The organism is Neomegalonema perideroedes DSM 15528, assembly GCF_000374145.1.
In the GTDB taxonomy this organism is placed as follows: domain Bacteria; phylum Pseudomonadota; class Alphaproteobacteria; order Rhodobacterales; family Rhodobacteraceae; genus Neomegalonema; species Neomegalonema perideroedes.
Genome location: NZ_KB893653.1, coordinates 1,308,679 through 1,329,394, shown reverse-complemented (window position 1 = coordinate 1,329,394; position 20,716 = coordinate 1,308,679). Strand labels below are relative to the sequence as shown.

The window sequence follows — 20,716 nt, the reverse complement described above, 5'->3', positions numbered from 1 at the left end:
GAGATCCGAAATCTGAAACGCGCGATGAGCGCCGCGCGGCCTCAGCTAACGCCCGCGCCGGAGGAAATGCAAGGCGTCCGCCCCTTTCAAGGGAGGATTCCTTGACGCCAAGGGGGCGGAATCCTGAGAGAATCGGCGACGTATACGGACCACCTGCCTCAGTCCGCCTTTTGATTCGCGCCGCGCTCCCGAATCGGCGGGCCTCCCGCGCGAATCGATTCGCTCAACCCAGCCCCGAACAAACCGGGCAATCGGGGCGCTTGGCGAGCCCCACCACCCGCATGCGGGCGTCGAGTCCGTCGTAGAGCAGCATGCGCCCGTCCAGAGGCTCGCCCGCGCCGGAGAGCAGCTTCAGAGCCTCCACCGCCATGAGCGAGCCCATGACTCCCGGCAAAGGCCCCAGAACGCCCCCTGTCGCGCAATCCGGCGCCAGCCCCGGCGCGGTCGGAGTCGGAAAGACGCAGGCGGCGCAAGGTCCGCCGAGCCATGGCCGATAGACCGAAATCTGGCCGGACCAGCGCTCCATCGCCGCCGAGACCAAAGGAATCCTCAGCCGCGCGGCGGTGCGGTTCGCTAAGGCGCGGGTTTCGAAATTATCGGTTCCGTCGCAGAGAAGATCAGAACCGCGGAGGATCGCTTCGGCGTTCGCCTCCGTCAGGCGCTCGGGATGGAGCGCGATCTCGACGCCCGGATTCAGGGCCGTCAGCTTTTCGGCGGCGCTCTCCAGCTTGGAGCGCCCGACGTCGGCGGTGAAATGCAGGATCTGGCGTTGCAGATTGCTGAGGTCCACATGATCGTCGTCGCACAGCCCGATGCGCCCCACGCCCGCCGCCGCCAGATAATAGGCCAGCGGGGAGCCGAGGCCCCCCGCGCCTAAAATCAGAACCTTCGCCGCCCGGATGCGCCCCACCCCCGGCCCGCCGAGATCCGGCAGGACCAGATGTCGCGCATGACGCTCCAGATCGGATTCGGTCCACGCCATGAAGGATCAGCCGATCCCCTCGAACAACGCCGTGGAGAGATAGCGCTCCGCGAAGCTCGGGATGATGACCACCACGCGCTTTCCGGCGTATTCCGGCCGCGAGGCCACCTGCGAAGCCGCCCAAAGCGCGCCGCCCGCCGAAATGCCCACCGGCACGCCCTCCAGACGCGCCACGAGCCGCGCGTTTTCAAAAGCGGCGTCGTTGGCGACCTGAATCACCTCGTCCACCACGGCGGGATCGTAATTCGCCGGCTGGAAGCCCGCGCCGATGCCCTGAATCTTATGCGAGCCGGGCTGTCCGCCCGAGAGCACCGGGCTGTCGGCGGGCTCGACGGCGATCACCTTCGCCGGATGGCCCTTGGCCTTCAGCGCATGGCCGACTCCCGCGATGGTGCCCGCCGTGCCCACGCCCGCGACGAAGGCCGCGAAATCGCCGCCGGTGTCCGCGAGGATCTCTTCTGCGGTGGTGGCCTGATGGATCGCCGGATTGGCGGGATTCTCGAATTGCTGCGGGATCACCGCGCCGGGGATCTCGCTCTCCAGCTCCTGAGCCCGCGCGATGGCGCCGCGCATGCCCGCGCTGGCGGGCGTCAGCTCCAGCCGCGCGCCGAGCAGCGCCAGCATCTTGCGGCGTTCGAGGGACATGCTCTCGGGCATGGTCAGGATCAGCTGATAGCCCCGCGCCGCCGCCACGAAGGCCAGAGCTATGCCGGTGTTGCCGGACGTCGGCTCGATGATGGTCCCGCCCGGCTTGAGCTTGCCCGAAGCCTCCAGCGCGTCGATCAGCGCCACGCCGATGCGGTCCTTGACGCTGGCCAGCGGATTGAAGAACTCCAGCTTGGCGAGGATCTCGCCTTTGGCGCCCTTGGCCTCGGCGAAGCGCGCGAGGCGCACCAGAGGCGTGGCGCCGATGGTCTGGGTGACGTCGTCGTAGATTCGGCCCCGGCTGGTGAAACCGCTCATGATCTTCCTCCGCGAAGGTTCGTTTCACGCGTTTTAACAGAGCGCCGCCTCCGGCGCTCGCGAGGATTCGAGATATGCTTATGCCGCCTAAGCGGCGGGCGCCGGAGCCGGAGCGATGCGCCGCAACGCCTCCAGAGCCTCCAGAGCCGCGCCGGAATCGAGGCTTTTCGCCCCGAGCGCCGCGCCCTCGCGCAGATCCTGCGCCTTCCCGGCGACCAGCAGAGCCGCCGCCGCATTGAGCAAAGCCGCGTCGCGATAGGCGTTGCGGGCGCCTTTCAGCACGGCTTCGAGGGCGGCGGCGTTCTCGGCGGGCGAGCCGCCCCGGATCGAGAGGAAGCTGTGGGAATCCAACCCGGCCTCGGCGGGCGAGACCGTGAAGCGGCGGATTTCGCCGTCCTCCTCCAGCGCCACGACCTCGGTGTCGGCGGAGATGGAGATCTCGTCCGTGCCGTCGCCGCCATGGACCAGCCATGCGCGTTCGGAGCCGAAGCTCCGCAAGGTCTCGGCCATGGAGAGCAGCAGATGCGGCGAGAAGCTGCCGCTGAGCTGCCGCTTGACCGCCGCCGGATTGGTCAAAGGCCCGAGGATGTTGAAGATGGTGCGCACGCCCATCTCGCGGCGCGCGGGCATCACATGGCGCATGGCGCTGTGATGGTTGGGCGCCATCATGAAGCCGATCCGGGCTTCGCGCAAAGCGCGCTCGATGGTCCCGGGCTTGGCGTTGAGGTCGATTCCGAGCAGGCTCAGAGCGTCGGCGGCGCCCGACATCGAGGAGACCGCGCGATTGCCGTGCTTGGCCACCGGAACCCCGGCGCCCGCCGCGATGAAGGCCGCCGCCGTGGAGATGTTCAGCGTCTTGCGGCCGTCTCCTCCGGTGCCCACGATGTCGATGGCGCCCTCAGGCGCCTGAATCCGCAGCATGCGCTCGCGCATGGACTGGGCGGCGGCGGCGATCTCGTCGAAGGACTCGCTGCGCATCCGGAGGGCCATCAGAAAGGCCCCCACCTGAGATTGCGTCGCGCCGCCCGACATGAGGATGCCGAAAGCCCGCAGAGCGTCGGCGTGCGGCAGCTCGCCCTCGACGGCCTTGGCGATCAGAGCGCGGAATTCGGCGATGGTCTCAGGGGACGGGGCCTCAGGCGAAGGAGTCTCGGCGCTCATTGGGCTTTGGCCATGCGCAGGAAGTTCATCAGGATCTCCTTGCCGTGCTCGGAGGCGATGCTCTCGGGATGGAACTGCACCCCATGCACGTTATGGGTCTTATGGGAGACGGCCATGACGATTCCGTCGGCGGTCTCGGCGGTGACTTCAAGCTCTTCGGGCAGGCTCTCGCGGTCGACGATCAGGCTGTGATAGCGCGTGGCGAGGAAATCCTGCGGCAATCCCTCGAAAAGCCGGTCGCCCTTATGCCGGATCGGGCTGACTTTGCCGTGCATCGGCGAGGGCGCCCGCACGATCTTGCCGCCGTAGACCTGCCCGATGGCTTCATGTCCGAGGCAGACCCCGAGGATCGGCACATGAGGCGCGGCGGCCTTCACCAGATCGAGGCAGATGCCCGCGTCGTCGGGATCGCAGGGACCGGGCGAAAGGACGATGGCCTTCGGCCCCAGCGCGAGCGCCTCGTTGACGTTCAGCGAATCATTGCGCCGGACGTCGGTCTCAGCTCCCAGTTCTCCAAGATAGTGAACCAGATTGTAAGTAAAGCTGTCGTAATTATCGATCAGCAGGATCATGGCGGGCGTCCTGAAGGCGAGAGGCGCGCAGCGGCGCGCGCGGCCCAACATGGCGAAGGCGGGGGCTCGGCGTCAAGCGCGGCGGCGGATTTCATCCGGCTCGCGAGGACGCGCAGGTAAGGGATGGAAGCGCAATGACGGTCGACGAGCTTCCGGGCGAGCCTCCCCGAAAAGCCCCTGCGCGCGCCTCACGCAAGCCCTCCGGCAAAGCGGCCCCGCGTTCAAAACGGCGCAAGCGCTCCCGCTCGCCCGCCTGGGCGCTGCTCGGCGCCCTGCTGATCAGCCTCGGCCTCGGAGCGGGCGCCCTCGGGGCTCTGGTCCTCGACGGACGGGCGCCGGAGCCCGCCCGCAGCCCGATCAAGCCGCCCTCGCCGGCCGCCGCCCTCGCCGAAACGCCTCACCGCCCCGCTCCGCCCGTCTCGCCGGACGCGCTCTGGATCCGCAACGCGGTTCCCTTCGGACCGGACCCGCGCCCGAGTCTGGCGGTGATCCTCGTGGATCAGGGCGGCGACCCCTCGCTCACGGCGGCGGCCATGCGCCTGCCAGGGCCTCTGAACATCGCGGTGGGGGCGCATCTGGAGAATCTCGACCTGCGCCTCTCCGGCCTGCGGCGCGGCGGACATGAGGGGCTGATCGCCCTGCCCTTCGACCGCGATCCTCCGGGCGTTCTGGCGGGCGGGGCGCTGATGTCCAATCTGCCGCTCGACGAGAATCTGCGGCGTCTGCGGCGGCGGCTCGGACAAGCGCCTTCGGCGGTGGGCGTGCTCGGCGTGGGCGGCGAACAGGTCACGCGCGACCTCAAGCTGATGGAGGCCGCCATGTCGGAGATCCGCAAGGCGGGCGCTTTGTTCATCGATTCGCGGGCGCATCCCGAAAGTCTGGCGGGCGCGGCGGCGCGGCGCATGGGGACTCCGGCGGGCGACGTGGCCCTGCGCTTCGACGAGGGCGCAGGAGCCGAGGCCATGGTCGGGCGGCTGGAGGAGGCGGAGGGACGCGCGGCGGTCTGGGGCACGGCCATCGCGATGGGCGATTTGACGCCTCAGAGTCTGGAGGCTCTGCGCGGCTGGCTGGCGTCGCGCGGCCCTGCGGAGGCGGCGCCTGTGGCTCTGGCGCCGGCGAGCGCGGTGATCAAGCGGCTGCGCAGCGCGGCGCCGGAGGCCGCTCATGAATCGTCTCATGAAGCCCCTCGCGAAGATTGAGGCCGTCGGGGTTGCGTCCGGCGCGAGGAGCGGCTACCACGAGAGCCTGCGGCGCGAGGGTTTTCGTTCCGGGCCGCAGCGGGGCCCCGTAGCTCAAAGGATAGAGCGATCCCCTCCTAAGGGATAGGCTACAGGTTCGAGTCCTGTCGGGGTCACCATAATCTTACGATCCCAAGGACGCCAGCCGACGCCGATCCGCGCTCCTCGCATAGGTTTTCACCGCCGATTCTGAGCGATGCCCAGGCGCGGCCTTGGGCTTGCGCATGGACGGAAGCTCCGGCCGCTTCGGCGAAGGGGATTTGGGCGGATCTGTGCGCCGGAAGAACGAAGCGGCCCGCGCTCCCCGCCGGACGCGCGGCGGGCGCAAGCCGATGAAGAAGGCGCCTCCGCAAAAGGGCGCGGAGTTCAGCCGCCGGACGAAGGCGGCGCGAAACGGCGCGTCAGCCGACGCGCCGCAGAGACTCCGGGCCGCTTCGCTCTTCCGGCGCGGCCTCCGAAGCTGAGGAAGACGGCTCTTCGCGCACAAGACGGCCGCCCCGGACGCCCGATTCCTTGACGCGCTGGTCGAGCCAGCGTTTTCCCAAATGAAGGGCCGCCTCCGCGCTCCAGCAAGGACCGGAGAGAAAGTCAGGCGTCTCCGAAGCGTTGCCCTGCATCCAGACCGTCGCGGTCCAGAAGCGTCCATCCCGTCCAAAAGGCTCGACGAACAGGTCGGCGAAGAGAGCCGGATACTCCTCCGAGCCCGTCATATAAGCGAAGAATCGCGGTCTGGCGTCCATGGCGTCCTCTCATAAGGATTGCGCTTCCGGCTTTCGTAACCTTCGTTCTGTGACGGTTTCACGCCAAAGGACGGCCACTCCGGATTTCTTGCTGCGGCGCAAATTTTTCTTGCCGCCATGCGGCCGCGCGCCCGAGCTTTTCAGCGCGGCCGCAGCGGATTGCAACAGATTCGTCATGAAACCGACATGCCGAGGTTACAGGCCCGGCCTAGCCTCGCGCCCGTTCGATCCCAAAACAGCCTTTCCGGGGGACGTCATGAACCGCATCATCACCCTGCTGACGCTCGGCGCTTCGTCGCTGGCGCTGGCCTCCGCCGCGAGCGCTCAAAGCGCCGTGCAGCAAACCGCCGACAGCTATTACGTCGCCGGTCAGGCGCAGCTGGCCGAAAAGATCGCCAGCCAGCCGAACGTCGCCCGCGCGAAGAACGTCGTGCTGTTCGTGGTGGACGGCCTCTCGGTGCCGACCATCACCGCCTCGCGCATTCATGAAGGCCAGTTGCGCGGCGTCGACGGCGAGTCGAACGTGCTCTCCTTCGAGCGCCTGCTCCCCTACACCGCCCTCTCCAAGACCTACACCCATGATTCACAGGTGGCCGACTCGGCGCCGACCGCCACGGCTCTGGTTTCGGGCGTGAAGTCGGTGAACGGCACCATCGGCGTGACTCAGGACATCAAGCTGAACGACTGCGCCAGCCAGAAGGGCGCCGAAGTCACCACCCTTTTCGAACTCGCCGAACAGGCGGGCCTCGCGACGGGCGTCGTCTCCACGGCGCGCATCACCCACGCCACCCCCGCCGCGACCTACGCCAAAGTGGCCGGGCGCGACTGGGAGAACGACGCGAACCTTCCTGAGGAGGCCGTGGCGGGCGGCTGCAAGGACATCGCCGCGCAGCTCGTCGACTGGCCCGCGGGCGACGGCTTCGAAGTGATCTTCGGCGGCGGCCGCGGCAACTTCCTGACCGTGGATCAGCCCGATCCCGAGGACGAGGGCCGCACCGGATCGCGCAAGGACGGCCGCGACCTCGTCGGCGAATGGACCGCCCGTCATAACGACGGCGTTTACGTCTGGAACAAGGAAGGCTTCGACGCCATCGACCCGGCGAACGTGAACCGCGCCTTCGGCCTCTTCAACCGCTCGCACATGCAATATGAAGCCGACCGCGCGAAAGACGCCGGCGGCGAGCCCTCGCTGGCCGAAATGGCCGTCAAGGCTATCGACCTCCTCGACAAAAACGAGGAAGGTTACGTGCTGATGGTCGAGGGCGGCCGCGTCGACCACGCCCATCACGCGGGCAACGCCGCCCGCGCCCTGACCGACACCATCGCGGTGGCCGAGGCCGTCGAAGCGGTCTTCGAGAAGATCGATCCCGCGGAGACTCTGGTGATCCTCACCGCTGACCACAGCCATGTGTTCAGCATCGCGGGCTATCCGACGCGCGGCAACCCGATCCTCGGGATCGCCGGAAAGGCCGACGACGGCAAGCCCTACACCACCCTCGGCTATCAGAACGGCCCCGGCGCCAAGCTCGACGAGCCCCGCGCCGACCTGACCGACGTCGACACCACGGACGTCGACTTCCTTCAGCAGGCTCTGATCCCGCTGGGCGAGAGCGAGACCCACGCCGGCGACGACGTCGTGATCTTCGCTCAGGGCCCTTGGGCGCATCTCTTCCACGGCGTGGTCGAGCAGAACCTCGTCTATCACGTGATGGAGCACGCCACGGGCCTCGCGACCCGCGCCGCTCTGGCCCGTCAGGCCGCCGCCCAATGACCTGCGTCGTGATCGCCTTCCGCTGAACATGGGCCGCCGGGAGATTCCTCCCGGCGGCCTCTCCGTTTCGACTCTTCCGAGATTGGAGGCTTTCGCCATGCTGACCCGCCGCCTGCTCCTCGCCGCCGCCACAACGCCGCTTCTTGCGCCTCTGTTGACGCCGCGCGCCGCCTGGGCCGCGCCCGAGGCTCTGAAATTCCGCGATCTCTACGTCCGGGGCCGCGAGCTGACCGAAAAAGCCAAGGCTCTGGCGGGACGGGAGGTGCGGATGATCGGCTATATGGCCCCGCCGCTGAAGCCGGAGATCGACTTCTTCGTGCTGACCAAATTGCCCATGTCGACCTGCCCCTTCTGCGAGACGGAAGCCCAATGGCCGGACGACATCGTGCTGGCTCTGACCGACCGCCCCGTCGAGCCCATCCGCTACACCGACCTCATCCGCGCGACCGGCGTCTTCGAGACCGGCTTCGAGACCGATCCCGACACCGGCTTCATGAGCTTCATCCGGCTGCGCGGCGCGCGCTACGAGAAATTATGAGCCCTCCCCTCCGGAGCGCCTCGGGCGCCGCGCTTTCGGTTCAGAATCTGCGCCATGATCTGAAGCCCGGAGATCCTTTGCTCCTCCTCCCTGAGCTGGATGTCGAGCCCGGCGGAATGCTCGCGCTGACCGGGCCTTCGGGCTCGGGGAAATCCACGCTGCTGCATCTTCTGGCGGGGCTGGCTCAGCCGACGCAGGGCCGGATTCTCTGGGACGGTCTGGATCTCGCGCCCCTCTCGGAATCCGCCCGCGACCGCTGGCGCCGCGAGCGCGCGGGCTTCGTGTTTCAGGACTTTCACCTCATTCCCGAACTCTCTCCGCTGGAGAACGTCCTCTCCACGGTCTGGTTCTCGCGGTTCTCGGCGCGGCCTCTGCGGGGACGCGCCCTTGAGCTTCTGGAGGATCTCGGCGTTCCCGCGCGCAGCCGCACCGCCCTGCTCTCGCGCGGCGAACAACAGCGCGTGGCGCTCGCGCGGGCGCTGCTGCCTCAGCCCGCCGCGCTCTTCGCCGACGAGCCCACCGCCAGCCTCGACGCCGCCTCCGGCGCGGAGGTCGCCCGCAGGCTGCGCGCCCTCGCCGACGAAGAGGGCCGCACGGTGATCGTCTCCAGCCATGATCCGGCGCTGATCGCTCTGGCGGACCGGCGGCTTTCCCTGAGGCGCGGCGCGGAGGCGGAGTTGTCATGAATCCCTTTCCCATCCTTCGCGCGAGCCTCGCGCGCAATCCCTTCACCGTCCTGCTCTTCATCGGCCTGATCGCATTGGCGGCGGCCTTGGGCGTGGCCGTCGGGGCGCAGGAGCGCGCCTTGCGGCAAGGCTCGGCGCGGGCGGCGGATAAATTCGACCTCATCGTGGCCGCGCCGGGCGGCCGGACGGATCTGCTGCTCTCGACGGTCTTTCTGCGGCCCTCCGCCGTGGAGCTTCTGACTCCCGAGGCGACGGCCAAGGCTCTGAACGATCCGGACGCGGTCTTCGCGGCGCCTCTGGCCTTCGGCGATCAGGCGGCGGGCTCTCCTGTGATCGGGACCAGCGCCGCCTTCGTCGAGCATCTGAGCGGCGGATTGGCGGAGGGACGGCTCTTCGCGGCGCAGGAGGAAGCGGTGGTCGGGGCTCTCGTGGCGGTCGGGCCGGGCGGCGCTCTGGAGATCCGCCATGGCGACGCGGACAGCCTCGGCGGGGGTCTCGACGCCGACGCCTATGAAGACCACGACGACCATGACCATGAGCACGGCGACGAAGACCATGGCCATGACCATGCGGATGTCGATTCCCATGGCTCCATCGCGGTGGTGGGGCGGATGCGCCCCACGGGCACGCCTTGGGATCGGGCGGTGGTGGTGCCGGTGGAATACGTCTGGACGACCCACGGCCTCGGCGACGGCCAAGCCTCAGGCGCAGAGCGGATCGGCCCGCCTTGGGACGCGGCGCGTCTGCCGGGCGTCCCGGCGATCGTCATGCGCCCGGAGAGCGTTCCGGCGGCCTATGGCCTGAGGGCGCGCTATCGGACGGCGGAATCCACGGCCTTTTTCCCCGCCGAGGCTCTGCTTGATCTCTACGAGGTCATGGGCGGCGCGACGCGGATCATGTCGGCTCTGATCCTGACGGCGCAGATTCTGGTGGCGGCGGCGATCCTCGCCGGATTGCTCGCCGTGCTGGACCTCCAGCGCAGGCGCTTCGCCATGCTGCGGGCGCTCGGGGCTCCGGCGGGCTTCGTGCTGCTGACCGTCTGGCTTTACGTCGCGGTCATGGTGGTCGCGGGGGCGGTTCTGGGGCTGGCGCTGGGCTGGGGGCTCTCGGCCCTCGCTTCGGGGGCGATCGGCCGGGCGACCGGAATCGCCTTCGTCGCGCAACCGGGCTGGCGCGAGGTCGGAGGCGTCGGGTTGCTGGCCGCCGCCGCCCTGCTCATGGCCCTGCCGACCGCCTGGCGCGTCTATCGCAGATCCTCCGTCGAGGCGCTGCGCTGAGATCTCCCCTTCCCGCTTGCGCCCGCCCGGAGGCCGCGCGATGCTGACGCCTGCGGCGCAGGGGCCTTCCGAGGCTCCCGGAGCGTCGCCAAGCATCGCGCGCTCCATCGAGGGCGCGCTCTGGAGCGTTCCCCGGTCGATTCAGACCGGTCGGAGGCTCCAGATTTCGTCTGTTCGCATTTTCACGACGCGAAGCCCTTCCGGCTTCGCTGGAGAATGCTCTGGGGAGAAAACGTCATGCTTCATCATCCGCATCCAGAGGAGCCGCGCCGCCTCCGGCTTTCCGGCGCGGCCCTCGCCGCGCTTCTGAGCCTGCCTTTAGGCTCCGCCTTCGCCGCCTCGCCCGCGCCCGTCGAGGGCCGCAAGGGCATGGTGGTCACGGCCCATCATCTCGCCTCGGACGTGGGTCTGGACATCCTCAAGGCGGGCGGCAACGCCGTCGACGCCGCCGTGGCCGTGGGCTATGCGCTGGCGGTGGTCTATCCGACGGCGGGGAATCTCGGCGGCGGCGGCTTCATGACCATCCGCCTCGCGGACGGCTCCTCCACCTTCCTCGATTTCCGCGAACGCGCTCCCCTCGTCTCCACGAAGGACATGTATCTCGACGAAACCGGCGAGCCCGCGCCGGGCCGCAGCACCGAAGGCTGGCTCGCCGTCGGAACGCCCGGTTCGGTCATGGGGCTGGAGGAGGCCCGCGAAAAATACGGCTCCCTGAGCCGCGAGGCTCTGCTGGCTCCGGCGGTGAAGCTGGCGCGCGAGGGCTTCACGCTGAACGCGGCGGATCTGGCCATGATCGAGGAGGTCGATTCCTATCTTCAGCGCGATCCGGCGGCCAAGGCGATCTTCTTCCGCGCGGGCGGCGAGCCCTTCGCGCCCGGCGACAAGCTGATTCAGACCGACCTCGCCGACACGCTGCAAGCCATCTCCGAGGGCGGCGCGGAAGCCTTCTATCAGGGCCCCATCGCCGATAAGATCGTGGCGGGCAGCAGGGCCGGCGGCGGAATCCTCACCAGCGCGGATTTTAAAAATTACGCCGTCCGCGAGCTGGAGCCGGTGCGCTGCGATTATCGCGGCTATGAAATCGTCTCCTCGCCGCCGCCTTCCTCGGGCGGGGTGATCATCTGCGAGATCCTCAACGTGCTGGAGGGCTATCCGCTCTCCTATTTCGGCCAAGGCTCCGCCGAGACCACGCGGCTGATGGTCGAGGCCATGCGCCACGCCTTCGTCGACCGCAACGCCAATCTCGGCGATCCGGATTTCGTCGAGAACCCGCTGGAGCGCATGCTGGATAAGGGCTACGCCGCCGAGATCCGGGGCCGCATCGACCCTTACCGCGCCGGAGTCTCCAGCGACCTGACCCCGCCCGACTTCACGGCCGCCCCCGCCGAAAGCCCCGAAACCACCCATTACTCCATCGTGGACGAGGCCGGAAACGCCGTGGCGGTCACCTATACGCTCAACGGCTCCTTCGGGGCGGGCGTGGTGGCGCCGGGGACCGGAATCCTCATGAACAATGAAATGGACGACTTCACCGTCAAGCCGGGGGTGCCGAACCTCTATGGTCTGGTGCAGGGCGAGGCCAACGCCGTGGAGCCGGGGAAATCGCCGCTCTCCTCCATGAGCCCGACCATCGTTTCGAAGGACGGCGAGCTCTTCATGGTGATCGGCAGCCCCGGCGGCTCGCGGATCATCACCATCACGCTGCAAGCCATTCTGAACGTGGTGGAGTTCGGGATGAACATCCAAGAAGCCGTGGACGCGCCGCGCATCCATCATCAATGGCTGCCCGACCGCGTCTTCATGGAGCCCTACGCGCTTTCGCCCGACACGCGGCGCATCCTCGTCGGCATGGGCTACGACGTGCGCGAGGACGCCAATTGGCCCATCTGGGGCGAAGCGGCGGGCATCCTCGTCGGAGGGCGGAGTCTGGCTGAAATCGAGGCGGGCGACGGGACCGGATATTTCGGCGCCATCGACAGCCGCGCCTCGGCCGGAGCCGCCCGCGGCTATTGATCTCTGAAGAAACCGCGCGGCGGCCTCATGGTTTCCGGGGCCGCCGCGTCCTCTCGAATTCGAACGGCCCGACTTCGTCGATCAAGGCCCCAGAAGCCGGATTCAGGCTTCATGAAGAAAGGTCAAGAATTGATGAACAACGGTCACAAATCTCCGCTGGACAAAAGCGTCCGATTGCGGGACTCTCCCGCTCGTCTCTCCGCAACAAGAGGGCGAGCATGGCCTTTGACGCTCAAGCGATCCAGTCGGCGGCCCCTGATCCCGCCTCCTTCAAGGCCGGGCAAGGGCTGGTGAAACCCGCCAAATGGCCGCTTCGCGCTTCAAACGCCGCCAGCGGACTCATTTGGGGCGAATGTCAGGGATCGGGCGCGAACCCCTATCGCGTCGTCGCGGACACGACGGATCTCGGAGCGAAATGCTCCTGTCCTTCGCGGAAATTCCCCTGCAAGCACTCCATCGCGCTGATGCTCATGAAGGCCGCCGGAGATTCCGGCTTCGCCGAGGCCGAACCGCCCGATTGGGTCGCGGATTGGGTCGGGCGTCGCCGCAAGGGCTCGGGCGGAGCGCCCGCCGCCGCGCCTCAGCCTGCGGCGAGTTCTGCGGCGATTTCGGCGGCGCCCGTCGCGCCGGCCGAAGACGTCCCCGCCGAGCCGGAGCTTGATCCCAACGACCCGAAAGCCCTCGCCAAAGCCGAAGCCGCCGCCAAACGCGCCGCCAAGCTCGCCGAGACCAACCGCCTCGCGCTGGAAGGCGCCTGCGCCGAATTGGAGGGCTGGATCCATGATCAGATCCGCGGCGGCCTGACGCTCTTCCTCGACGACGCGCAAAGCCGTTGCCGCCGCATCGCGGCCCGCATGGCCGACGCCAAAGCCGCCGCCCTCGCCAGCCGCATCGACGAAGCGCCCGCCCGGCTCATGGCTCTGCCGACGGAGGAGCGGCTCGAAGGCGCGGTGAAGGAATTGGGCAAGCTCCTGCTCCTCGCGCGGGCCTGGAAGGCGGCGCCGGAAGATCCCGAACTGCGCCGAGAAATGGCGACCGCCGAAACTCGGGATTCGCTGTTGGACTCCGCCGAAGCGCCGCGCTCCTCCGGCGTCTGGGAGGCTCTGGCGGTGATCACGCGGACCCGCAAGGATGGGCTGATCGCGCAGACCTCTTGGTTTTTGAATCTCACCGCCGAAGATCCGGCCTTGCGCTTCGCGGCGCTTCAGGACGTGTTTCCCGCCTCCGCCGGACGCCGCAGCGCGCCTTTCTCCGCCGGAGACCGCTTTCAAGGCGAGATGCTCTTCTATCCCGCGAAACGCCCCTTGCGCGCGGTGATCTCGCAGCGCGATCCGAAGGAGCCGCCGCCCGCCTCATGGCCCGCAGCGCCCGCCGATCCGCTGACTCAAGCGACGGAGCGGCTGCTCGCGGCGCCTTGGACTCTGGATTCGCCGATCCTGCTCGGGCCGGGCCGCTATCTCTCCGACGCGCGCGGGCGCGTCTGGTGGAAGGCCGAGCAGGGCGGCGCGGTTCTGCCTCTGAGCGAAGCTCCGGAGAAGCCGCTGATGGGCCTGCGTCTGACCGCCGCCGCCGGACTCTGGAACGGAGCGCGGCTGGAGATGCTGGCCGCCGCGCCGGAATGGGAGAGCGTTTCGTGAGCGGCCAACCGGATTTCGCTTTAGGCGAATTGATGAGCGCTTGGGCCTCGGGGCCTGCGCTGGCCTCCGCCCCGGCCCGCTGGGCCGAAGCCCTCGCGCCGGGCGGCGTCGAGGCGGAGTTGCGGCTGATCGCTCTGGCGGGCCATGCGCTGGAGGTCGGCTTCCGGCCTCTGCCCTCCGGCCCGCTGACCGAGAGCCGCCCCCTGCCCGCTTTGAGCCTGCCCTTCCTCACCGAGGCCCATCGTCTGCGCTTTCGGCGGCTGCTCAAAGACATGAGCTATGGCGGCGACCGCCATCAGCTTCTGCGCTTTCTGGCCGCGCGCGGACGCGTCGCCCATCCGCTCGACTGGACGCCCGGCCCCAACGACGACGAAATCCCCGCCGTCTACGCCCCTTGGCGCGATTGGGCGGCGGGCCATGCGCCCCCGCCCGAAGAGGCTCTGAGCGCCGCCAATTGGGAGGACTGGACCCGCGCGGGCCGCCGAACCGCCTTCGCCGATCTGCGTCGGGCGGAGTCCGCCGCCGCCCTCGCCTTGCTGGAGGCGAAATTCCCCGCGCTCAAGGCCGAGGACCGGCTGGATCTCGCGGATCTCCTGCGTCAGGGGCTTTCCGAAGCGGATCGCGCCTTCCTCACCGGAATTCAGGCGAAGGACCGCGCGCCCAACGTCAAACAACTGGCGACGGCCCTCCTCGCGCGTCTGGACATGCGCGCCGAGGCGACGCCGGAGGCCGCCGCCGCTCAGCTTTTTGAGGAATTCGTCAAGACCGAGCGCAAGGGGATCCTCAAGCGCGCCTTGACTCTCTCCTTCAAGAAGAAGCGCGAAGAGGCCGCCCGCGAGCGCTTCATCGCGCTCATCGAGGCCGCAGGTCTGGAGGCGCTGGCCGCCAAGGCGGGCGGCTCGCGGCTGGAGCTCGTCAAAGCTTGGCCCCATGACGATCATCTGTATGGCCCGTTCTTCCGCCCGCTGCTGCTGGAGCAGGGCCGCCCCGAAGAGATCAAAGCTTTTCTCGCGGAGATCTTCGGCATGGATCAGCGCCAGACCTCCACTCATCTCGTCCCCGAAATGATGGAGCGCCTTACGGAAGCCGAACAATTCGAGCTTCTGCCGGTCCTGTTTCAGCGCGGACAACTCTCCTTCGACGAGCATCTGAGCAATCTGGGCCTCTGGATCGGCCGCGCGCCGATGGCTCTGGTTCGCGAAAGCAGGCTCTGGCGTCAGAGCGTGGCGATGCTCGACGCCGAACTCAAAGGCCAGGGCCCCCTGACCCAGCTCCCGCCCCACCTGCTCCCCGAGCATTTGCGGATTCTGGGCGGCATGTTCGATCAGGCGGGCGCCCGCGAGGCGCTCGACGACTTCGCGCGGATGGGCCTTTCGCCCGCTGATCCGCGCCTCGACCTTCTCACCCTCAACGCCGACTTGAACGCCGATTTTCTGGAGGCCCACCCGTGAGCGATCCCCTTCGTCTGCCCGCCGAACAGGGCTACGCCGCCGAACTCGCGGCCCTCGCCAAAGACGACGGCCCGCGTCCCGCCGGATGGCGCCTGACGCCCAAAGCCGTCGTGACCTATCTGCTCGGCGGCAAGGCGGCGGACGGAACCGTCATCGGCGCGAAATACGTCGGCGAGCGCAAGCTGATCGAAACCGCCGTGGCCACTCTCGCCACGGATCGCGCGCTTTTGCTGATCGGCTCGCCGGGCACGGCGAAGTCATGGGTCTCGGAGCATCTGGCGGCGGCCGTCGCCGGAGATTCCACCCTCGTGATTCAGGGCACCGCCGGAACCGACGAGAATCAAATCCGCTACGGCTGGAACTACGCGCAGCTTCTGGCCCATGGCCCGAGCCGCGAGGCCCTCACCCCGACGCCGCTGCTGCGCGCCATGGAGACGGGCAAGCTCTGCCGGATTGAAGAACTCACCCGCATGGGCTCCGAGGTTCAGGACACCCTGATCACGGTGCTTTCGGAGAAGACCCTCCCGATTCCCGAACTCAATACGGCGGTTTACGCCTCGCGCGGCTTCAACGTCATCGCCACCGCCAACGACCGCGACAAGGGCGTCAATGAAATGTCCTCGGCGCTGAAGCGGCGCTTCAACGTGGTGGTGCTGCCGCCGCCCGACGATCTGGATCAGGAGATCGCCATCGTCGTCAAGCGCGTGGGCGAAAGCGCCGCCGCGCTGGAGCTGCCCGCGCCCAAGAACGTCGCCGAGGAGGTGGCCCGCGTGGTCGGGATCTTCCGAGAATTGCGCAACGGACGCAGCGCCGACGGCAAGACCACCCTCAAGACGCCCTCCGGCTCGCTCTCCACGGCGGAGGCCATCGGCGTGGTGGTGGGCGGTCTGGCTCAGGCGGCCTATTTCAACGACGGCAAGCTCGACGCGGAGAGCCTCGGGGCCAATCTGATCGGCGCCATCGTCAAGGATCCGTTGCAGGATAAGATCGTCCTCTCGGAATATCTGGAGACCGTCCTCCGCAAGCGCCCTGCGGATTCCGCCTATTACAAAGCCCTCTCGCGGCTGGCCTGACGCCATGGCGGAGGAGGCGAAAAGCAAGACGTCGGGCGGCGCGCATGTCTTCGGCGTGCGCCATCACGGGCCGGGCTGCGCGCGGGATCTGCTGCGCGCGCTGGAGGCGCTTCAGCCCGTCGAGGTGCTGATCGAGGGGCCTGCGGATCTCTCGCCGCTTCTGCCTATGCTGGCGCGGCCCGAGATGGTTCCGCCGGTGGCTCTGCTCGCCTATGACGAGGCCGATCCGGCTCAGGCGGCCTTCTGGCCCTTCGCGACGTTCTCGCCGGAATATCAGGCGGCGCTCTGGGCGCTGAAACGCGGCGTTCCCGTCCGCTTCATCGATCTGCCTTCGACCTTGGCTCTGGCGGCGCGCTTTCCGGAGGCGCCTCCCGAAATCTCCGAAACGAGCGAGGAGCCGCCCGCCGCTCAGGCCGACGAGACCGCGCCCGCCGAAACCGAGCCTGACCCGGAAGCCCTGAAGCTCCGCCGCGATCCCATCGGCGCCTTGGCCGAGGCGGCGGGCTATCAGGACGGCGAAAGCTGGTGGCAGGATCTGATTGAGCAGAATCCCGCCCCCGGCCCGCTCTTCGAGGCCATCGCCGAAGCCATGAGCGCCCTGCGCGCCGCCGCGCCGCCGCCCGACGCCCATGAAGCCGCCCGCGAGGCCCATATGCGGCTCGCCATGGCCGAGGCGGTCAAAGCGGCCGAGGGAAAGCCCGTGGCGGTGGTCTGCGGCGCATGGCATGTCCCGGCGCTGCTGGAGACCTCTGCTCAGAAGACCGACAAGGCGTTGATTCCGAAGGCTCCGAAACGCAGGACCGCCGCCGCCTGGGCGCCCTGGAGCTCCGCCCGCCTCGCCTTCAGCCGGGGCTATTCGGCGGGCGTCGAGGCGCCGGGCTGGCTCAAACATATTTGGGAATCGCCGCCGGGGCGGGCCGACGCCGCATGGATCGCGAAGATCGCGGCGGCTTTGCGCGCGGAGGGGCGCGTGATCTCCACGGCTTCGGTGATCGAGGCTCTGCGGCTGTCGACGGCCTTGGCGGCTCTACGCGAGCGCCCCACCCCCGGCTTCGAGGAGATGCGCGAGGCCGCCGTGGCCTGCCTCTGCGAAGGGCGCGGCGAGCAATGGGGCCTCATCGCCGAGGAATTGCTCATCGGCGCCGAAGTCGGCGAGATTCCCGGAGACGCGCCGCTCACGCCGCTGATCGCCGATCTTCAGCGCCAGCAAAAGGCGCTCAAGCTCAAGCCCGAGGCTCTGGACCGCGAATTGCCGGTGGATCTGCGCAGCGAGAACGGCCTCGCCCGCTCGACGCTTCTGCATCGGCTGAACGTCCTCGACGCGCCTTGGGGGCGTCTGGAGGGCGCGGGCAAAAGCCGGGGCACCTTCCGCGAGAACTGGCGTCTGCGCTGGGAGCCGGATTTCGCGGTGCGTCTGGTCGAGGCTCTGGCCTATGGCTCCACCATCGCCGAGGCCGCCGCGGGGCGGCTCATGGAGCGTTTCGAGGAGGCGACGGATCTTTCCGACCTCGCGGATCTGGTGATGCAGGCTCTGGTGATTCAGGCGCCCGCCGCCGCCGCGCGGGGCGTCGAGGTTCTGGAGCGCCGCGCCGCCGAGACCGGCGACGCCCTCGGGCTGATGAAGGCTCTGCCGCCCCTCGCCGACGCTCTGCGTTATGGCGGGGCGCGGGCGCTGGCGACGGATCGTCTGGAGACGCTCTTGCGGGCCATGGCTCTGCGCGCGGCTCTGGGCCTTTCCTATTCGGCGCGGAATCTCGATTCCGAGGCCGCCCGCGACTTCCGCGACCGACTGCGCGCCGCCGAAGAAGCTCTGAAGCTCGCGGAGATCGACGCCGAAACCCGCGAAATCTGGCTCAAGGCGCTGCGCGAGGCCGCCGACCACGCCGAGACCACGCCGCTCATCGCCGGAACCGCGACGCAGATCCTCTCCGAAGCGGGAATCCTCGACGCCGAAGAGACCGCGCGGCGGCTGGAGACGGCTTTATCGCCGGGCGGATCGGCTCCGGGTGGATCTGCGCGGGGGGCGGGCTTCTTCGAGGGCTTCTTCCTCGGGGGCGGCGCGCAAAGGCTCATCCATGACGCGCCGCTGCGCGCCGCCGTGGACGGTTGGCTGATGGGCCTCGAAGAAGAGGCCTTCGTCGAAAGCCTGCCGCTGATGCGGCGCGTCTTCTCGGATATGGATTCGGCGCAGCGCCGAAGGATGTTCTCGGCGCTCTTCGGCAAGGGTCCGAGCGGCCCGACGGGACTCGCGCCCGCGCCGGATCTCGCCGCGATCTGGCCTGAGCATGAAGCGCGGATCTTAGGGATTCTCTCCGGAGGACAAGGCGCATGACCGAAGATCTTCAGCCGCTTGATTCCGAGGATCTGGGCGATTCCCGCCGTGAACGCCGCTGGCGTCTGGCCGTGGGTCTGGAGGAGGAGAAGCTCGGCGCGGAGGACCGCCGCCTCTCCGAAGCCCTCAGCGCCCTTTACAGCGACGACGGCGAGGAGAAAGGAACCGGCCGCCGCAAGGCCGGGCTTGGAGGCTCGGCGCCCCGCGTGGCGCGCTGGCTCGGCGACATCCGCAATTACTTCCCGACGCCCGTGGTTCAGGTCATCCAGCGCGACGCCTTCGAGCGCAAGGGCCTGCGCAGCATGCTGCTCGAGCCGGAGTTCCTCGCCACGGTCGAGGCCGACGTGAATCTCGTGGCGGATCTGGTCTCGATGCGCGGGGTGATGCCCGAAAAGACCAAGACCGTCGCCCGCGAGGTGATCGGCAAGGTGGTCGAGCAGCTGATGGAGCGCCTTGAGCGCCGCGTGGCCGACGCCATTCGGGGCGCCGTGGACCGCTCGCGCAAGACGCGTCGTCCGCGCCACGCCGACATCGATTGGGACCGCACCATCCGCGCCAATCTGCGGCATTATCAGACCGCATATAAATCCATCGTGCCCGAGACTCTGATCGGCTTCCAGCGGCGTCAGAAAAGGCTGGTGGATCTCGACGAGGTGACGCTTTGCGTGGATCAATCAGGCTCCATGGCGAGTTCGGTGGTCTACGCCTCGATCTTCGCGGCGGTGATGGCCTCGCTGCCGGTGGTGCGCACCAAGCTGGTTTGCTTCGACACCGCGATTCTTGATCTGACGGAGATGCTTTCGGATCCGGTGGAGGTGCTCTTTGGGGTGCAATTGGGCGGCGGCACGGACATCAATCACGCGGTGGCCTATTGCGCCGAGCGCATCGAGCGCCCGACCAAATCCCATTTCATCCTCATCACGGATCTTTATGAGGGCGGGAACTCCAAGGAGCTGCTCGCAAGGCTCTCGCGGATGATCGGGCTGGGAATCAACGTGATCGTGTTGCTGGCTCTGACCGACACGGGGCGTCCGGGCTATGATCCGAACATGGCGGCTCAGGTGGCGGCTTTGGGGGCTCCGGTCTTCGCCTGCACGCCGGATAAATTCCCCGACATGATGGCCTGCGCCCTGCGCCGCGAGGATATGGGGCTCTGGGCCGCCAAAGCCGACATCAAACTGGTGAACCCGGCGGAGAGCTAAGGCGCCCCCCGGATCGGCGCCCGGATGGCGGCCGAGAAATCCGCCTCCGGAGGCGCCGCGAGCGCCCGCGCGTTGATCGCGGCTTCGGCCCGGATCTCCGCCATGGGCCGGGCCGGGTCGATCATCCCATGGTCATGGAGGTAATCCGCCACATGGCCCGAGACGAGAATCCGCCAATCGCGCGGAATGCCCGGCGCCACGATCCGCGCCAGACGAAAGATCTCGGTGGTGCAGTTGGTCAGCAGCGTATGATAAAAGCGCGGCTTCTCGGCCAGCTCCTCCGCCAGCCCGAGATAAGCGAGGAACATCGCCCGCATCTGCTCTTGCGAGACCCGCAAAGGATAGATCGAAACCTCTTCGCTCCGGGCATGGGTGCGCAGGCGGATCACGTCCTCCTCGGTCGCCGCCACCAGCGCCAATTCGAAGCGCTTGAAGGCGCCGTCCACTCCGCGAAAGATCTGTCCCTTCTTGCGCCGCACCTCGGCGGAGAAGGCGACGCGCGATCCGTCGGCGAATCCGAAGCTGAGGAAGGTGTGGGCGATGGCCGGATTCCCCCAGACCGAACTGATGAAATCCGCCGACGTCAGCTGATCGAGGTCATAGCTGCGGGTCTCCCAAGCCTCGTCGAAATCGTTCGGCGCGCGCCATGTGAAATTCCGCAGGTTATGGATCGTCGCCCGCGCGCCCTCGACCTCGACCCGCGCCAGACGCGCCACCTCCGGCCGCCAGTCGCCTTGATTGCTCGGGCGGATCGAGCCCCACCACAGCCCGACGCCGAGCGCCGCCGTCAGCAGCCCGCCCCAAGCCAGAGCCGGACGCGCGGCGTTGAGCCTCAGCAGCAGGATCAGCGCCAGAATCAATCCCGCGAGCGCCAGCCAGCGCCAAGGCGCCGCGATCTGATGCCAGACCGCGAGCCCCGTCCAGAGCGCCCCGAGCCCTGCGGCGATCCACAGCGCCGCCGTTCCCAAAACGCCCGCCATCCGCCGCTCCTCATGTGAAAAACCCGCCCCTTCGGGAAGAAGGGGCGAGTCTCAGGATTTCAGCCGTCAAGGCAAGCCGTTCTTGCGAGAGCCGTTCCTA

At 68.3% G+C, this 20,716-nt stretch carries 16 protein-coding genes and 1 tRNA gene; 12 read left to right on the top strand and 5 right to left on the bottom strand.

Going from position 1 to position 20,716, the window contains the following annotated elements; translation table 11 throughout:
• Positions 1-223: 223 nt before the first annotated feature.
• From B161_RS0106240 to B161_RS0106225, 4 genes are all read right to left on the bottom strand, one after another.
• On the bottom strand, positions 224-982 hold the full coding sequence (locus tag B161_RS0106240; protein WP_018632507.1) for a HesA/MoeB/ThiF family protein: 759 nt from the start codon (positions 980-982) through the stop codon (positions 224-226).
• A gap of 6 nt (positions 983-988) precedes the next feature.
• On the bottom strand, positions 989-1,945 hold the full coding sequence (cysK, locus tag B161_RS0106235; protein ID WP_018632506.1) for a cysteine synthase A: 957 nt from the start codon (positions 1,943-1,945) through the stop codon (positions 989-991).
• Positions 1,946-2,032: 87 nt separating this feature from the next.
• Positions 2,033-3,106, bottom strand: a complete 1,074-nt coding sequence (trpD, locus tag B161_RS0106230; RefSeq protein ID WP_018632505.1) for an anthranilate phosphoribosyltransferase — start codon at positions 3,104-3,106, stop codon at positions 2,033-2,035.
• Positions 3,103-3,678: an anthranilate synthase component II gene (locus tag B161_RS0106225; RefSeq protein WP_026310232.1), complete on the bottom strand. Its 576-nt coding sequence runs from the start codon at positions 3,676-3,678 to the stop codon at positions 3,103-3,105. The genes trpD and B161_RS0106225 overlap by 4 nt, the downstream gene beginning before the upstream one ends.
• A gap of 134 nt (positions 3,679-3,812) precedes the next feature.
• Here B161_RS0106225 and B161_RS0106220 point away from each other — a divergent pair, with 134 nt between their 5' ends.
• From B161_RS0106220 to B161_RS0106160, 12 genes are all read left to right on the top strand, one after another.
• On the top strand, positions 3,813-4,877 hold the full coding sequence (locus B161_RS0106220) for a divergent polysaccharide deacetylase family protein (RefSeq protein WP_026310231.1): 1,065 nt from the start codon (positions 3,813-3,815) through the stop codon (positions 4,875-4,877).
• A gap of 82 nt (positions 4,878-4,959) precedes the next feature.
• Positions 4,960-5,035, top strand: a tRNA-Arg gene (locus tag B161_RS0106215).
• An 877-nt stretch (positions 5,036-5,912) separates the two neighbouring features.
• Positions 5,913-7,427, top strand: a complete 1,515-nt coding sequence (locus B161_RS0106205; RefSeq protein WP_018632502.1) for an alkaline phosphatase — start codon at positions 5,913-5,915, stop codon at positions 7,425-7,427.
• Between the two features lie 97 nt (positions 7,428-7,524).
• Positions 7,525-7,965, top strand: coding sequence for a hypothetical protein (locus B161_RS0106200; RefSeq protein WP_026310230.1), 441 nt, complete (start codon positions 7,525-7,527; stop codon positions 7,963-7,965).
• The gene (locus tag B161_RS0106195; protein ID WP_018632500.1) at positions 7,962-8,651 is read left to right on the top strand and encodes an ABC transporter ATP-binding protein; all 690 of its coding nucleotides are present in this window, start codon (positions 7,962-7,964) and stop codon (positions 8,649-8,651) included. The genes B161_RS0106200 and B161_RS0106195 overlap by 4 nt, the downstream gene beginning before the upstream one ends.
• Positions 8,648-9,928 carry an FtsX-like permease family protein gene (locus B161_RS17050; protein WP_018632499.1) on the top strand — a complete coding sequence of 427 codons (1,281 nt, stop codon included), beginning with the start codon at positions 8,648-8,650 and terminating at the stop codon, positions 9,926-9,928. Before B161_RS0106195 ends, B161_RS17050 begins: the two co-directional genes overlap by 4 nt.
• 237 nt (positions 9,929-10,165) lie before the next feature.
• Positions 10,166-11,941 (top strand): gamma-glutamyltransferase, encoded by a 1,776-nt coding sequence (gene ggt / locus B161_RS0106185; protein ID WP_018632498.1) that lies wholly within the window; start codon positions 10,166-10,168, stop codon positions 11,939-11,941.
• A gap of 218 nt (positions 11,942-12,159) precedes the next feature.
• Positions 12,160-13,578: an SWIM zinc finger family protein gene (locus B161_RS0106180; RefSeq protein ID WP_018632497.1), complete on the top strand. Its 1,419-nt coding sequence runs from the start codon at positions 12,160-12,162 to the stop codon at positions 13,576-13,578.
• Positions 13,575-15,029, top strand: coding sequence for a DUF5691 domain-containing protein (locus B161_RS18695; RefSeq protein WP_157755544.1), 1,455 nt, complete (start codon positions 13,575-13,577; stop codon positions 15,027-15,029). Before B161_RS0106180 ends, B161_RS18695 begins: the two co-directional genes overlap by 4 nt.
• On the top strand, positions 15,026-16,102 hold the full coding sequence (locus B161_RS0106170) for an ATP-binding protein (RefSeq protein WP_018632496.1): 1,077 nt from the start codon (positions 15,026-15,028) through the stop codon (positions 16,100-16,102). Before B161_RS18695 ends, B161_RS0106170 begins: the two co-directional genes overlap by 4 nt.
• 4 nt (positions 16,103-16,106) lie before the next feature.
• On the top strand, positions 16,107-18,434 hold the full coding sequence (locus tag B161_RS0106165; protein WP_018632495.1) for a DUF5682 family protein: 2,328 nt from the start codon (positions 16,107-16,109) through the stop codon (positions 18,432-18,434).
• Positions 18,431-19,636, top strand: a complete 1,206-nt coding sequence (locus tag B161_RS0106160; protein WP_018632494.1) for a VWA domain-containing protein — start codon at positions 18,431-18,433, stop codon at positions 19,634-19,636. Before B161_RS0106165 ends, B161_RS0106160 begins: the two co-directional genes overlap by 4 nt.
• Here B161_RS0106160 and B161_RS17040 read toward each other — a convergent pair.
• On the bottom strand, positions 19,633-20,616 hold the full coding sequence (locus B161_RS17040) for an Lnb N-terminal periplasmic domain-containing protein (RefSeq protein WP_018632493.1): 984 nt from the start codon (positions 20,614-20,616) through the stop codon (positions 19,633-19,635). The two genes, B161_RS0106160 and B161_RS17040, sit on opposite strands and share 4 nt — an antisense overlap.
• Between the last annotated feature and the right edge of the window lie 100 nt (positions 20,617-20,716).